At 70.3% G+C, this 14,057-nt stretch carries 13 protein-coding genes; 7 read left to right on the top strand and 6 right to left on the bottom strand.

The window, feature by feature from the left end; genetic code table 11:
- The 4 genes from H537_RS0125850 to pstS form a co-directional block, all read right to left on the bottom strand.
- Nucleotides 1–460, bottom strand: a 460-nt coding sequence (locus tag H537_RS0125850; protein WP_156901936.1) for a phosphate ABC transporter ATP-binding protein, incomplete at its 3' end; no start/stop codon positions are given.
- Between the two features lie 11 nt (nt 461–471).
- Nucleotides 472–1,356 carry a phosphate ABC transporter permease PstA gene (gene pstA / locus H537_RS0125845; protein WP_051243260.1) on the bottom strand — a complete coding sequence of 295 codons (885 nt, stop codon included), beginning with the start codon at nt 1,354–1,356 and terminating at the stop codon, nt 472–474.
- Complete coding sequence (pstC, locus tag H537_RS0125840; RefSeq protein WP_029000164.1) at nt 1,353–2,348, bottom strand: phosphate ABC transporter permease subunit PstC; 996 nt, start codon at nt 2,346–2,348, stop codon at nt 1,353–1,355. The genes pstA and pstC overlap by 4 nt, the downstream gene beginning before the upstream one ends.
- Nucleotides 2,349–2,536: 188 nt before the next feature.
- Nucleotides 2,537–3,580 carry a phosphate ABC transporter substrate-binding protein PstS gene (pstS, locus tag H537_RS0125835; RefSeq protein ID WP_043459989.1) on the bottom strand — a complete coding sequence of 348 codons (1,044 nt, stop codon included), beginning with the start codon at nt 3,578–3,580 and terminating at the stop codon, nt 2,537–2,539.
- A 280-nt stretch (nt 3,581–3,860) separates the two neighbouring features.
- On the opposite strand from pstS, the gene H537_RS0125830 reads away from it, so the two are divergent.
- From H537_RS0125830 to H537_RS0125820, 3 genes are all read left to right on the top strand, one after another.
- Nucleotides 3,861–5,360, top strand: coding sequence for a Ppx/GppA phosphatase family protein (locus H537_RS0125830; RefSeq protein WP_029000162.1), 1,500 nt, complete (start codon nt 3,861–3,863; stop codon nt 5,358–5,360).
- 97 nt (nt 5,361–5,457) lie between these two features.
- The gene (locus H537_RS0125825) at nt 5,458–6,468 is read left to right on the top strand and encodes a transporter (protein ID WP_029000161.1); all 1,011 of its coding nucleotides are present in this window, start codon (nt 5,458–5,460) and stop codon (nt 6,466–6,468) included.
- Between the two features lie 313 nt (nt 6,469–6,781).
- Nucleotides 6,782–7,168 carry a VOC family protein gene (locus H537_RS0125820; RefSeq protein ID WP_029000160.1) on the top strand — a complete coding sequence of 129 codons (387 nt, stop codon included), beginning with the start codon at nt 6,782–6,784 and terminating at the stop codon, nt 7,166–7,168.
- Nucleotides 7,169–7,611: 443 nt separating this feature from the next.
- Here the strand turns inward: H537_RS0125820 and H537_RS0125815 are convergent, their stop codons facing one another.
- Nucleotides 7,612–8,745, bottom strand: coding sequence for a four-carbon acid sugar kinase family protein (locus H537_RS0125815; RefSeq protein ID WP_029000159.1), 1,134 nt, complete (start codon nt 8,743–8,745; stop codon nt 7,612–7,614).
- Complete coding sequence (locus tag H537_RS0125810; RefSeq protein ID WP_051243259.1) at nt 8,742–9,578, bottom strand: DeoR/GlpR family DNA-binding transcription regulator; 837 nt, start codon at nt 9,576–9,578, stop codon at nt 8,742–8,744. Before H537_RS0125810 ends, H537_RS0125815 begins: the two co-directional genes overlap by 4 nt.
- Before the next feature lie 239 nt (nt 9,579–9,817).
- Here H537_RS0125810 and pdxA point away from each other — a divergent pair, with 239 nt between their 5' ends.
- From pdxA to H537_RS0125790, 4 genes are read left to right on the top strand one after another with little or no spacing between them, the layout of a single operon-like run.
- Entirely contained in the window at nt 9,818–10,873 is a 1,056-nt protein-coding gene (pdxA, locus tag H537_RS0125805; RefSeq protein ID WP_029000157.1) for a 4-hydroxythreonine-4-phosphate dehydrogenase PdxA, read from the top strand.
- Complete coding sequence (locus tag H537_RS0125800) at nt 10,867–12,048, top strand: sialidase family protein (protein WP_029000156.1); 1,182 nt, start codon at nt 10,867–10,869, stop codon at nt 12,046–12,048. The genes pdxA and H537_RS0125800 overlap by 7 nt, the downstream gene beginning before the upstream one ends.
- A 14-nt stretch (nt 12,049–12,062) precedes the next feature.
- Nucleotides 12,063–13,232: an iron-containing alcohol dehydrogenase gene (locus tag H537_RS0125795; RefSeq protein WP_029000155.1), complete on the top strand. Its 1,170-nt coding sequence runs from the start codon at nt 12,063–12,065 to the stop codon at nt 13,230–13,232.
- A 23-nt stretch (nt 13,233–13,255) separates the two neighbouring features.
- Entirely contained in the window at nt 13,256–14,026 is a 771-nt protein-coding gene (locus H537_RS0125790; RefSeq protein ID WP_043459988.1) for an HpcH/HpaI aldolase family protein, read from the top strand.
- Nucleotides 14,027–14,057: the final 31 nt, after the last annotated feature.

Here is a 14,057-nt window from a genome sequence, read left to right as displayed (position 1 = left end):
CGTTCCACAGCGCGGCCTTGCGCAGCGCCCACTCCACGCGCTCGTCCATCTCCACGCGCGGCAGCGACTCAAAGAGGCGCACGCCGAAGGCGATGTTGTCGTAGATGGACATCGGGAACGGCGTGGGCTTCTGGAACACCATGCCGACCTTGGCACGGATGAGGCTCACGTCCAGCCCGGACTTCAGGATGTCCTGGCCGTCCAGCAGGATCTGCCCTTCGGCGCGCTGCTCGGGGTAGAGCTCGAACATGCGGTTGAAGGTGCGCAGCAGCGTGCTCTTGCCGCAGCCCGAGGGGCCGATGAAGGCCGTGACCTTGTTCTGCGGAATGTCGAGGTTGATGTGCTTGAGCGCGAGGAACTTGCCGTAATAGAAGCGCAGGTCGCGCACGGCGAGCTTGGCCTTCTCGTGGGTGGGCAGCTCGAAGTCGAGCACGGGTTTTTCGGCGACGACGGCGTTCATGTCGATGAGTCTCAGTGCTTTTGCCGCAGCAGCACGCGCGCGGCGATGTTGAGCGCGAGCACGCCCAGCGTGATGAGGAAGACGCCGGCCCAGGCCAGCTGCTGCCAGTTCTCGTAGGGGCTCATGGCGAACTTGAAGATCGTCACGGGCAGGCTCGCCAGCGGCTGCGAGAGGTCGGCGTTCCAGAACTGGTTGGAGAGCGCGGTGAAGAGCAGCGGCGCGGTCTCGCCCGAGACGCGGGCCAGCGCCAGCAGCACGCCGGTGGCCACGCCGGAGCGCGCGGCCTTGAGCGTGACGGCGCCGATGACCTTCCACTTCGGCGTGCCCAGCGCGTAGGCGGCCTCGCGCAGCGCGTTGGGCACCAGCGCGAGCATGTTCTCGGTGGTGCGCACGACGATGGGAATGACGATGAGTGTCAGCGCCAGCACGCCGGCCCAACCCGAGAAGCCCTTGGTGTGCGCCACCACGGCCGAGTAGATGAACAGGCCGATGACGATGGACGGGGCCGACAGCAGGATGTCGTTGATGAAGCGCGTCGAGGCGCCCAGCCAGCCCTTGCGCCCGTACTCGGCGAGGTAGATGCCGGCCATCACGCCGATGGGCGTGCCGATGAGCGTGGCCAGGCCGACCATCAGGAACGAGCCGAAGATGGCGTTGGTCAGGCCGCCGCTCTCGGACTGCGGTGCGGGCGTCATCTCGGTGAACACCTGCAGCGATAGTGCGGGCAAGCCCAGGCGCAGCGTCTCCCACAGGATCCAGATCAGCCAGAACACGCCGAAGGCCATGGCCGCCAAGGCCAGGGCCAGCGCGATGGCGTTGGTGCGCTTGCGCGCGCGGTGCCGGGCCAGGCGCCGGTCCTGCGGGGCGTTGTGGTTCGAAGCGATGGCGGCGTTCACGTGCGCGCTCCTTCATTTTTCTGCAGGCGCACCAGCAGCAGCCGCGACAGCACCAGCACCACGAAGGTGATGAAGAACAGCACCAGGCCCAGGTAGATCAGCGAGGCCTGGTGCAGGCCCTCGCCCGCCTCGGCGAACTCGTTGGCCAGCGCCGAGGTGATGCTGTTGGCCGGCTCGAACAGCGACAGCGAGCCGAGCTGGTTCATGTTGCCGATGACGAAGGTGACGGCCATGGTCTCGCCGATGGCGCGGCCCAGGCCGAGCATGATCCCGCCCACCACGCCGGTGCGGGTGTAGGGCAGCACCACCTTGGAGACGACTTCCCAGGTCGTGGAGCCCAGGCCGTAGGCGGACTCCTTGAGCATCGGCGGCGTGACCTCGAACACGTCGCGCATCACCGAGGCGATGAAGGGAATGATCATGATGGCCAGGATGATCCCGGCCGACAGCAGCCCCAGCCCGACGGGCGGGCCCTGGAACAGCTGGCCCAGCCCCGGCACGTCGCCGAAGACCGCCTGCAGCGGCTGCTGCACGTAGCGCGCGAGCAGCGGGCCGAACACCAGCAGGCCCCACATGCCGTAGACGATGGAAGGCACGGCCGCCAGCAGCTCGACCGCGGTGCCCAGCGGGCGCTTGAGCCAGCCCGGCGCCAGCTCGGTGAGGAACACCGCGATGCCGAAGCTCACGGGCACGGCGATGAGCAGCGCGATGGCCGAGCTGGCCAGCGTTCCCCAGATCATCACCAGGCCGCCGAAGCGCTCCTGGACCGGGTCCCACTCGCTGTTCCAGAGGAAGCCCAGGCCGTAGGCCTCGATGGCCGGCCGGGCGCCCAGCAGCAGCGAAACGATGATGCCCACCAGCAGCGTCAGTACCAGCGCCGCGGCGGCGTGCGCGGCGGCGGAGAAGAGGCGGTCGGGCCAGGGGGAGAAGCGGGGCTGTGACGGCGGCGAGGACTTCGGCGCGGTGCGCGCGCGGGTGCCAAGGTCGTGCATGCTTCCCGTCGTGGTCAAGGGCGTGCTCATGGGCCTCCCGGGAACGGTGCGACGGCAACGGCCCGCGTGGCCGCGGCCGTCCCGTTCGGAACCAGGGTGTCGGTGGTGTTGGGGGCTGCTGCGGCGATAGCCGCGGGGATGTCGGGCGAGGACGCGGCTGCCGCCGCTGGGCGGCAGCCGGGCCCGCGTCAGTTGGCGGCGGCCAGCGCCTTGCCGTCAGCGCTCTTGATGGTCGCCCACTGCTTGCGCACCAGGGCCTTCAGGGAGGCGGGCAGCGCCACGTACTCCAACTCGGTGGCCATGGCGTCACCGTTGGCGTAGGCCCAGTCGAAGAACTTCAGCGCCGCGGCGGCGTTGGCCGGCTTCTCGGGCGACTTGTGCATGAGGATGTAGGTCGCGCCGGTCAGGGGCCAGGCGTCCTTGCCGGGCTGCTCGGTGAGCACCTGGTAGAAGGTCTTGTTCCAGTCGGCACCGGCGGCGGCGGCCTTGAAGTTCAAGTCGTCCGGCGCCACGAAGTTGCCGGCCTGGTTCTTCAGCAGCGCGTACGTCATCTTGTTTTGCTTGACGTAGGCGTACTCGACGTAGCCGATGGCGCCCGGCAGGCGCTGCACGAAGGCGGCGACGCCCTCGTTGCCCTTGCCGCCCGCGCCCGTGGGCCAGTTCACCGCCGTGCCCTCGCCCACCTTGGCCTTCCAGTCGGCGTTGACCTTGGAGAGGTAATTGGTGAACAGGAAGCTCGTGCCCGAGCCGTCGGCGCGGCGCACCACGGCGATGGCCTCGTCGGGCAGGCTCACGCCGGGGTTGATGGCGGCCAGCGCCGGGTCGTTCCACTTGGTGATCTTGCCCAGGTAGATGTCGCCCAGCACCTGGCCGGTGAGCTTCAGTTGGCCGGGCTGCAGGCCCTTGACGTTGACCACCGGCACCACGCCGCCGATAGCGGTGGGGAACTGCAGCAGCCCTTCGGCGGCCAGCTCCTCGTCCTTGAGCGGCATGTCGGAGGCGCCGAAGTCCACCGTCTTGGCCTTGATCTGCTTGATGCCCGCGCCCGAGCCGACGGACTGGTAGTTCACGCGCACGCCGGTGGCCTTGTTGTAGGCCTCGGCCCACTTGGCATAGATCGGCGCCGGGAAGGTAGCGCCCGCACCGGTGACGTCCTGGGCGGCAGCGTGGCCGGTGGTAGCGGCGAACAGGGCTGCGGACAGCAGCGGCAGGGTGAAGGCAAGGTTTTTCATCACGGCTCCTGGGTGAAAAGCGAATGGCGGCAGCCTAGTTGCGGCATGTGTCACAACCGTGACAGCGGCGCCGTGCTTCGCGCTGCCGTGGCGCGTGGGCCGTCTCAGCCGCGCTCCCAGCGGGTGACGGCCGTGCATGTCATGGAGGCGTCACGCGCATGCCTTAGGCTTGGCGGTGCTTCCCTGCCGTGGAAGACAAGAAGTACAAACATTCCTGAGGCCGGCCGCATGGCATGCGGCCTGCCCCGCGCCTGAGACTCCTCCCCTGCCCGTCACGCCCATGAACGACGCCGCGACTTCCCTCCCCCTGGCCGCCATCGACATGGGGTCCAACAGCTTTCGACTGGAGATCGGCCAGCTCAAGGGCGGGCGCTACCAGCGCCTGGACAGCGTCAAGGAGGTGGTGCGGCTGGGCGCCGGGCTGGATGCCCAGGGCCTGCTGCAGGAAGAGGCGGCCGAGCGCGGGCTGCAGACGCTGCGGCGCTTCCGCGAGCGGCTCTCGGGCTTCGAGCTGGGCGGCCTGCGCGCCGTGGCGACGCAGACGCTGCGCGAGGCGCGCAACCGCGACGAGTTCCTGGCGCGCGCCTCGGAGGTGCTGGGCTCGCCGGTGGAGGTGATCTCCGGGCGCGAGGAGGCGCGGCTGATCTTCGTCGGCGTGGCGCAGCTGCAGCCCTCCGTCCTGCCGCGGCTGGTGGTGGACATCGGCGGGCGCTCCACCGAGCTGGTGCTGGGCTGCGGCCGGGTGCCGGGCGAGGCGGAGTCGTTCCAGGTCGGCAGCGTGTCGCTGTCACTGCGCTACTTCGCCGACGGGCAGCTCACGCCCCAGGCTTTCGAGGCCGCGCGCGTGGCGGCGCAGGCCGAGTTCGAGGAGGCCGAGACCAGCTTCGAGCCGCACCTGTGGCAGGAGGCGCTGGGCTCCTCCGGCACGGCCGGCGCGGTGTCGCTGCTGCTGGTGAACCACGGCATCACCGACGGGCGCATCACGCCTTCGGCGCTGAACTGGTGCATCGAGCGCTGCGTCGATGCCGGGCACATCGACCGGCTGCAGCTGCGCGGCCTGCGCGACGACCGCCGTCCCGTGATCGCCGGCGGGCTGGCGATCCTGGCGGCGCTCATGCGCGAATTCGGCATCAAGGAAATCGCGCCCGCCAAGGGCGCGTTGCGCCAAGGGGTGATCGTGGACCTGTACGAACGCCAACGCAGCGCCGGCGGCGAGGTGCCGGACTTGCGCGACGCCTCTGTGGCCGCGCTGCAGCAGCAGTTCCACTGCGACCTGACGCAGTCGCGGCGCGTGCACGACGCCGCGCTGGCGCTGCACCACGACATCGCCCCGGACGCCGGCGCCGACGAGCGCCGCGAGCTGGCCTGGGCCTGCGCGCTGCACGAGATCGGGCGCTGCGTTTCGCACCACGACTTCCACCGCCACAGCGCCTACCTGATGGGCCACGTGGACGCGGCCGGCTTCTCGCAGAGCCAGCAGCGGCGCATCGCCGAGCTGATCCTGGCGCAGCGCGGCGGGCTGAAGAAGGTGGAGGCCTCGATGGCGCGGCGCTCCTTCGCGCGCCAGGCGCTGTGCCTGCGGCTGGCGGCCATCCGCTGTCACGCGCGGCGCGACACCGACGGCCCGCAACTGCGCATTGACGCGCAAGGCGCCAGCCGCCTGGCGCTGCGCTGGGAGCCCGCGGGCGTGCCGGCCGACCCGCGCACGCTGCACCTGCTGCGCGAGGAAATCGCGCTGTGGGCGCAGCAGGGGCATTTCACGCTCTCGCTCAAGGGCTGAACCGGTGGCGCAGGACGGCGGCAGCGCCGCGCTGCCCGCGTCGGCCCTGCCCGGCGGCCGGGCCGCCTCCACGCCCGAAAGCCTCTACCGCCAGACCCTGGCCGGCTACGGCGCCGACGCCAACGGCCTGGTGTGCGGCTACCGCTTCCTGCCCGGCGAGCCGGGCCAGCCGCTGGGCACCGAGGACGCGCTGCAGTGGCTGCGGCGCGGCGCCGACGCGGCGGACGGCTTCGTGTGGCTGCACTTCAACCTCTCGCATGCCGGGGCGCTGCCTTGGCTGCAGGCGCATGCGGGGCTGCCGGAGAGCTATTTCGAGGCGCTGCACGCGCTGGGCTCGCGCTCCACGCGCATCGAGCGCGACGGCCAGACGCTGCTGGCCGTGCTCAACGACGTCACGTTCGACTTCTCCTTCGATCCCAACGACGTCGCCACGCTGTGGGTGAGCCTGGGGCCACGGCTGGTGGTGAGCGCGCGGCGCCAGCCGCTGCGCGCGGTGGACCGGCTGCGCGCGGCCGTCAACCGCGGCGAGCCCATCGCCTCGACGGTGGCGCTGCTGGAGCACCTGCTGGGCGACCAGGCCGACGAGCTGCAGCGCATCCACCGCAGCGCCGCGGACCGGGTGGACGACATCGAGGATGAACTGCTGGCGCATCGCGGCGCGCGCCACGCCGGCGAGCTGGCGCGGCTGCGGCGGCTGACGGTGCGGCTGCAGCGGCTGCTGGCGCCCGAGCCCACGGCGCTGCTGCGCGTGCTGTCCTCGCCGCCGCGCTGGATGTCGGCTGAGGAGCGCGAGCTGCTGCGCCATGCCAGCGAGGACTTCGCGGTGGTGCTGCGCGACGTGCTGGCGCTGCAGGAGCGCATCAAGCTGCTGCAGGACGAGGCCGCCACGCACGTGGCGGAGCAGAACAACCGCAGCCTGTTCACGCTGACCATGGTCACGGTGCTGGCGCTGCCCATCAACCTGATCGCCGGGCTGATGGGCATGAACGTGGGCGGCATCCCGCTGGCCGAGGAGCCGCACGGCTTCTGGGTCGTGGTGGTGCTGATCGCCGCCTTCACGCTGGGGTTGGGAGTGGCGGCGGTGTATGCGGTGAGGCGGGCGCGGTAGGGGGCCGGTTTCTGATTTTCCCCAGGCAGCAGTACACGGAGGCGGGAACTTGGTGGTCCGAGTTGCAAATTTGCTGACTGATTGAGCGGCGGGACTCGGCCAGAAGCAGACCGCTAGAAACTATCCGCATCCAACCGCTTTCCAGCTGAATTTGTTGAAGTTGAAGCTGTCGGCCCGCATGCAGGCGTGATGCCGGCACTGGCACTGGCACTGGCACTGGCACCTCAGCGATGACAGACCTATGCTTCTCTTTCGGCTAGGCAAGCGGGCTTGCCGCCACGCGCTACTGCCGGTTTGAGCGAAAGGACTGTCTATGTTGTCCGATGCCTCCGTCACTACGATGCTGCCAGTCAAGGACATGGCCAGGGCGCGTGCTTTCTACGAAGGTTGCTTGGGCCTGCAGCCCGGTGGCTTGCAGCCTGATGGCAAGTTTGTCTATTTGGTGGGTGGTAGCACATTGGCTTTGTTCCCGAAGACGGAGGGAACAAAGGCTGACCATACGGCGATCAGTTTCCGGGTATCTGATATTGCTGCCGAAATCCAGGAACTGGAACGTGCTGGTGTGGTCTTTGAGGACTACGACTTACCTAGCCTGAAAACCGTGAACCACGTCTGCGTGCTTGGTGCTGAGAAAGCAGCTTGGTTCATGGACACCGAAGGCAATTACCTTTGTATTCACGAGAATTTGGTTGCTGCGTAACTGACTGACAGACGGAACCGACTGACGAAGCGTGAAACGGGTCATAAAATATGACCGGTTTTGCTTGTATAGCGATCCTTACTACTGCAACCCGGAAAGGCAGCAACAGGCATAAACCTGCCTCCACCAAGCCGCGAATTTGCGACTTGCCCCACCATGCGTTTCACGTCCAAGCCTGGCCGTAGCGAATCAAGGCTGCAGGCGTTCTGTCCGATCGGTTCAGGCTCAGCTTGGAGACCGGTTTTTCACCGGGATGGTGGCGTTTTTCTCCGGTTTGCATGGCAACGCGCTACTCGCTGCAGCCGGGCCATGGCTTTCCCCGGACAGCAGTGCGCCTGCGCAGGGGTGACGGAGTGAGAGGCGTGCCGGCTCAGCGTCCGGCTGAGGTTTCGTCGGACCGACCTGCGCCGCACCGCCCATCCAGAAACCTCGCCACTCGAACCCTACCCTCCCCGCACACCCGCCCCTTCCACCCCCTGCAGCACCTCCACCAGGTCCTGCGGCCCTCCGAACGCCCCCGAGCGCGTATGGCACACCACGCCATCCCAGCGCCCGCCCACCAGCCGCGCGCTGCCCCATCCCGGGCGGTCCAGCGCGGGCTCTGAGCGCAGCCCCTGCGCGCCCGTCGCGCGGCACAGCGACAGCAGCGTGTCGCCGCCCACCACCACCAGCACGCCCGGACGCGGCGCGTGGCGCGCGATCAGCTCGGCCTGCTGTGAGAGCAGCGCGGCGGCTTCCTCCGGCGTGATGCGGGCCTGCGGCGACAGGTCGAGCAGGCGCGGATAACCCGGTGCCTCGCGCACGAGCGCGGCCGGATCGGCGCCGTCGTGGCATTCAGGGGCCCAGCGCGACTGCCGCAGCACGCGCCACTGCTCCCGCGACACCGGGTGATGGCTCGCGCTCACGAGCATCACGGGGCCGGGGGCGGACGCTTCCACGGCGCCGGCCGGGGACGCGGGCAGCGCGAGGCCGCGCGCCAGCGCATGCGCCAGCCCGGCGCTGCCACACCACAGCAGCCGCTTCGCTCCGCGCTGCATCAGCCGCGCGATCACCGCGTCCATGTCGGCGTCGCTGCGCACGTCGGGAATCCAGCTCCAGCCGGCCGCCGCCGCTTCCAGCGCCGACAGGTCCGCGAACACGCGCCAGCCGCGCCGGTGCAGGGCCTCGTCGATCACGCCGCCCGCCACCGGCGTGCGCCCGCCGTCGGGCTGCAGCACCCACTGCCGCCCGCCCTCCGTCACGCGCCCCTGCGCGGGAAAGGCCGGCGCGAACACGATGCCCTCGAAGCCGCCCTGCCGCGCCACGAGGTCCACCTCGTCGAAGGTGTTGCTGCGCAGCAGGCTGTCCACCTTCTTGAACGCGATGTCGGCGTCCCGCAGCCACGCCAGGCTGGGCTGCAGCAGGGCCGGCAGCGCCTGCAGCGGCACGTCGCGCGTGGCGGTGGCGACGATGTCGATGCCGGACGCTGGCTCCCCGGCCGCCGGGCGGCCCAGGTGCACCGGCACGCCGGCGCCGAAGGCGGCGGCGCAGTCCAGCGCGCCGGTGAGGTCGTCGGCCAGGATGCGCAGCGCCGTCATGGCAGCACCCTCACCACGGTCAGCTTCAGCTCCAGGGCGCGCAGGCGCTCCTCCTCGGCCGGCGTGATGCCGCTGTCAGTGATGAGCTCGCCCACGTCGTCCAGCGCGGCGATCTGCATGAAGGCGCGGGGCCGGAATTTCGACGAGTCCACCAGCAGCCGCGTGCTGTTGGCCGCCTTCATCAGCGCCCGCTTCACCGCGGCCAGCTCGGCCGAGGTCTCGGAGATCACGTTGTCCGTCACCGCATGTGCGCCCATCAGCAGCACGTCGGCGCGCAGGGCGGAGGCCTGGTCCACGAGGGTCTGGCCAATGATGGTCGTGCTCCCCGGGCGCAGCAGGCCGCCCAGCATGTGCACCTGGATCTGCGGCGACTTGCCCAGCACCTGTGCGATCACGAGGTCGTTGGTCACGGCCGTGAGCGGGATCTGCCGCCGAACCGCCGCGCGCGCGGCCTCCAGCACCGTGGTGCCGCTGTCGAAGATCACGCTCTGGCGCGGCAGCAGCGCCTCGGCCGCGGCCTGCCCGATGGCCGCCTTCTCCCGCGGCGAAAGCTCGGCGGCCGCCTCCGGCTCGGGCTCGAAGGTGGCGTATTCCGGCGCCTGCTGGCGCAGCAGCGCGCCGCCGTGCGTGCGGTCCACGACGCCCTCGGCCGCCAGGGTGTCGAGGTCGCGCCGCAGGGTCGAGAGCGAGGCGCCCAGCGCCTGTTCGAGCTGCCCCAGCGTGACCGCGCCGTGCACGCGCAGGAAATCGACGATGCGCTGGCGCCGCTGCGCCGGCAGCAGCGGCGACGCGGACGGGTCCGCGAGCGCCGTGGTGTCTGGAATCGAGGACATGGCGTCTTCCGGTTGCTTGCGGTCAATGATGCCACAGCGAGTGGTGTTTTGTGATTGATGTTGATTGTTTGTGGTGTGTTGTGATTGAATTCAGTCATCGGCTTCCACAAAACGCCATCACAAGGCGCAACCACCCTGGAGACACGCCATGAACGATCACAAAGTTGCACCGACGTCCGGCCGCGGAAGTTTCCGCCTCCACGCCGCCTGAGCCCCTTCACCCACCCATGGACCGCGACATGACGAATCCCATCCGACTGGCTTTCACGATGGGCGACCCCGCCGGCATCGGGCCCGAGATCATTGCCAAGGCCGTGCGCGAGATGGCGGGCCTGGTGCAGGCCGGCCGCGCCGAGTTCATCGTGCTGGGCAGCGCGGCGGCGCTGCGGCAGGCCGAGGCCCTGCTGGGCCTCCCAGCCGCCGGCGAGGAGGCCGGAGCCCTGTACCGCATGGTGGACGTGGGGCCGGTCGATGCGCCGTTCGTCACCGGGCAGGTGTCGGCCGCGGGCGGCGAGTGGGCCTACCGGGCCGTGGAGAAGGCCGCCCGGATGGTGCAGGCCGGCGAGGCGGACGCCATCGTCACCGGGCCGCTGTCCAAGGAAGCGCTGCACCTGGCGGGCCACCACTTCGAAGGCCACACCGAGTTGCTGGCGCACCTGACCGGCCAGCGCGACGCCGTGATGATGCTGGCCCACGGCGACATGCGCGTCACGCACGTCACCACGCACTGCGCGCTGGCCGACGTGCCGCGCCGCATCACGCCCGAGCGGCTGCGCCGGGTGTTCGACGTCACGCTGGACGCGATGAGCGCCCTGGGCATCTCGAATCCGCGCGTGGCCGTGGCCGGCCTCAACCCGCACTGCGGCGAGGGCGGCATCCTGGGCAAGGAAGACGACGAGATCATCGCGCCCGTCATCAAGGAGTACACCGACCGCGGCCTGGGCCTGATCGGTCCGGTGCCCGGCGACACGGTGTTCATCAAGATGCGCGCCCGGCAGTTCGACGCGGTGGTGGCGATGTTCCACGACCAGGGCCACATCCCGCTGAAGCTGCTGGGCTTCCAGGTGGACCCGGCCACCGGCGCGTGGCAGGCCATCAGCGGCGTGAACATCACGCTGGGCCTGCCCATCCTGCGCACTTCGGTGGACCACGGCACGGCCTTCGACATCGCCGGCAAGGGCGTGGCCAACGCCAACAGCGTGGTCGAGGCGGCGGAATACGCCATCCAGCTCATCGCCGGCCGCAAGGCCGTCGCGGCGGCCCAGGCGGCCACGGAAGGAGCGCAGTCATGCTGAGCGGCCTGCTGCAAGCCCACGCCGAGGACCCGGCGCGCGAAGTGGCCGACCTGCCCTCGCCCTGCGTCCAGAACCACGCCGCCAACCTCATGGTGCTGCCCGGCGGCGCGCTGGGCTGCGTCTGGTTCGGCGGCACGATGGAAGGCAAGTCCGACATCTCCGTCTTCATGTCGCGGCTGGAGCCCGGCGCCACGCAGTGGAGCGCGCCGGTGCAGCTCTCCGCCGACCCGGACCGCTCGGAGCAGAACCCCATCCTGTTCCCCGCGCCCGACGGCACGCTGTGGCTGCTGCACACGGCGCAGACGGCCGGGCACCAGGACACCTCGGTGGTGCGCCGCCGCGTCTCGCGCGACAACGGCCGCAGCTGGGGCCCGACCGAGACGCTGAAGGACATCCCGGCCGGCACCTTCGTGCGCCAGCCGATCCAGGTGCAGGCCGACGGCAGCTGGCTGCTGCCCATCTTCAACTGCCGCTCCATCCCGGGCCAGGCCTGGGACGGCAGCCTGGACGACAGCGCCGTGCTGCGCTCCACCGACCAGGGCGCGTCCTGGCAGCGCGTGGAAGTGCCCGAGAGCCTGGGCTGTGTGCACATGAACATCGTGCCGGCGCGCGACGGCGGCCTGCTCGCCTTCTTCCGCAGCCGCTGGGCGGACAGCATCTACCGCAGCCGCAGCGACGACGGCGGGCTCACCTGGAGCAAGCCGGTGCCCACCGTGCTGCCCAACAACAACTCCTCCATCCAGGCCCTGCGCCTGGCCGACGGCCGGCTGGCGATGATCTTCAACGCCAGCAGCGCCGCGGACGCCACCGGCCGGCGCGAGTCGCTGTACGACGAGCTGGACGAGGCGGACTCGGGCGCCGCCAAGCCGGTGGCTGCCGCCACTGCCCCGGCCGCTGCTCCCGCGCGCCGCGCCTTCTGGGGCGCGCCGCGGGCGCCGCTGGCGCTGGCGCTGTCCGAGGACGACGGCCTCACCTGGCCCTGGCAGCGCAACCTGGAGGTGGGCGACGGCTACTGCATGAGCAACAACTCCGAGCAGCGGCTGAACCGCGAGTACTCGTACCCCTCCCTCCGCCAGGGCGCCGACGGTGCACTGCACCTGGCCTACACCGTGTTCCGGCAGCACATCCGCCACGTGCGGCTGATGCCGGAGTGGATCACCCAGACCGCCGCATGAAGGAGCGCCCGAACATGAGCGCATCGACCTACGCCATCCTGAACCCGGGCCGTGTCATCGGCGGCGCCGGCAGCATCGGGCAGCTCACCGAGCTGGCCCAGGGCTTCTTCGGCGCCCGCCACGTGCTGGTCGTGAGCGACAAGGGCGTCGCCGCCGCCGGCCTGGTGCAGGGCCCCTGCGCCGCGCTGGAAGCGGCGGGCCTGCGCGTCACGCTGATCGACAGCACGCCGCCCGAGCCCGACGTGCGCGACGTGGAAGCCATCATGGAGCGCGCCCACGCCGCCGGCGGGCCGGACCTGGTGGTGGGCATCGGCGGCGGCAGCGCGATGGACGTTGCCAAGATCGTCGCCGTGCTGCTGGCCCATGAGCTGGACCTGCGCGAGCTGCTGACCAAGAAGGCCGAGATCCCGCAGCGCGGCCTGCCCACCGTCATGGTGCCGACCACCGCCGGCACCGGCTCGGAGGCCACGCCCAATTCGATCATCCTGGTGCCGGAGGACGAGCTGAAGGTGGGCATCGTCAGCGCGCGGCTGATGCCCGACGCGGTGATCCTGGACCCGCAGCTCACGCTCACGCTGCCGCCGGCCGTCACCGCCTCCACCGGCATGGACGCGCTCACGCACGCCATCGAGTGCTACTGCTCGAAGAAGGGCACGCCCTTCAGCGACCTGTACGCGCTGGAGGCGATCCGGCTGATCGCGCGCAGCATCCGCCGCGCCGTGAGCGACGGCCGCGACGTGGCCGCGCGCGAGGACATGCTCATGGGCGCGTACTGGGGCGGCGTGTGCATCGCCACCTCCAGCACCACCGCCGTGCACGCGCTGGCCTATCCGCTGGGCGGCAAGTACCGCATGCCGCACGGGCTGTCCAACGCCATCCTGCTGCCCTCGGTGATGGCCTTCAACCTGGTCGGCAACGAGCAGCGCTTCGCCGCCATGGCGCGCGCCATGGGACTGGACACCGAAGGACTGAGCGACGCCGAAGCCGGCACGGCCTTCGTCGAGGAGCTCAAGCGCCTGAACGCCGACCTGGGCGTGCCGGCGCACCTGGGCGGCTGGGGCATCGACGAGACGCACCTGGACGGCCTGGTGGAGGGCGCGGCCAAGGTCACGCGGCTGCTGGACAACAACCCGCGGCCCATGAGCCGCGACGACATGCGCGCCCTCTACGCCGCGCTGCTGTGATCACGACAACGAAGGAGACAAGCATGAACAACTCCCTGCCCCGCAACACCTTCAAGCTGGCCCTGCAGGAGAACCGCCGCCAGGTGGGCCTGTGGGTGACCTTCGCGCACCAGCCCATCGCCGAGGTGCTGGCGGACTCGGGCTTCGACTGGCTGTTGTTCGACATGGAGCACAGCCCCACGGACCTGCACCAGGTGGGCCAGCAGCTGCTGGCGGTGCGCGGGCGCGACGTGGCGCCGATCGTGCGCGTGCCGATCCTGGACATGGGCTGGATCAAGCGCGTGCTCGATGCCGGCGCACCGAACATCATGGTCCCCAACGTGCGCTCCGCGGCCGAGGCGCGCGAGGCCGTGGCCTTCACGCGCTTCGCGCCCGAAGGCCTGCGCGGCGTGGCTGGCAGCACCCGCGCGGGCAACTACACCCGCTACAAGGACTACATGGCGCGCGCCAATGACGAGATCGGCGTGGTCGTGCAGATCGAGTCGCGCGAGGCGCTGGACGAGCTGGACGCCATCTGCCGCGTGCCGGGCGTGGACGCCGTCTTCATCGGCCCCTCGGACTTGGCGGCGAGCCTGGGCTTCCGCGGCCAGTCCAACCACCCGGAGGTGCAGGCCGCCATCGCGCAGGCCTTCCGCACCGCCAACGCCGCGGGCAAGGCTGCCGGCGTGCTGGCCGCCGACGGCAAGGCCGACCACTACTTCGAGGCCGGCGCCACGATGGTGGGCGTGGGCACCGACCTGCACCTGCTGATCGCGGGCGCCGACGCGGTCGCGGCGCGCTTCGTGCAGCGCTGAGGGCCGGGCGCCCAGCCTTCCACTTTTCCCA

Source organism: Azohydromonas australica DSM 1124, assembly GCF_000430725.1.
GTDB classification, from domain to species: domain Bacteria; phylum Pseudomonadota; class Gammaproteobacteria; order Burkholderiales; family Burkholderiaceae_C; genus Azohydromonas; species Azohydromonas australica.
Note: the sequence above shows the minus strand (reverse complement) of the source record. Positions and strands in the feature narration are given on the sequence as shown.

Coding starts and splice junctions, on each gene's coding strand:
- pstC (WP_029000164.1), bottom strand. CDS start 2,348: ATGCACGACCTTGGCACCCGCGCGCGCACCGCGCCGAAGTCCTCGCCG.
- pstS (WP_043459989.1), bottom strand. CDS start 3,580: ATGAAAAACCTTGCCTTCACCCTGCCGCTGCTGTCCGCAGCCCTGTTC.
- H537_RS0125830 (WP_029000162.1), top strand. CDS start 3,861: ATGAACGACGCCGCGACTTCCCTCCCCCTGGCCGCCATCGACATGGGG.
- H537_RS0125820 (WP_029000160.1), top strand. CDS start 6,782: ATGTTGTCCGATGCCTCCGTCACTACGATGCTGCCAGTCAAGGACATG.
- H537_RS0125815 (WP_029000159.1), bottom strand. CDS start 8,745: ATGACGGCGCTGCGCATCCTGGCCGACGACCTCACCGGCGCGCTGGAC.
- H537_RS0125810 (WP_051243259.1), bottom strand. CDS start 9,578: ATGTCCTCGATTCCAGACACCACGGCGCTCGCGGACCCGTCCGCGTCG.
- pdxA (WP_029000157.1), top strand. CDS start 9,818: ATGACGAATCCCATCCGACTGGCTTTCACGATGGGCGACCCCGCCGGC.
- H537_RS0125800 (WP_029000156.1), top strand. CDS start 10,867: ATGCTGAGCGGCCTGCTGCAAGCCCACGCCGAGGACCCGGCGCGCGAA.
- H537_RS0125795 (WP_029000155.1), top strand. CDS start 12,063: ATGAGCGCATCGACCTACGCCATCCTGAACCCGGGCCGTGTCATCGGC.
- H537_RS0125790 (WP_043459988.1), top strand. CDS start 13,256: ATGAACAACTCCCTGCCCCGCAACACCTTCAAGCTGGCCCTGCAGGAG.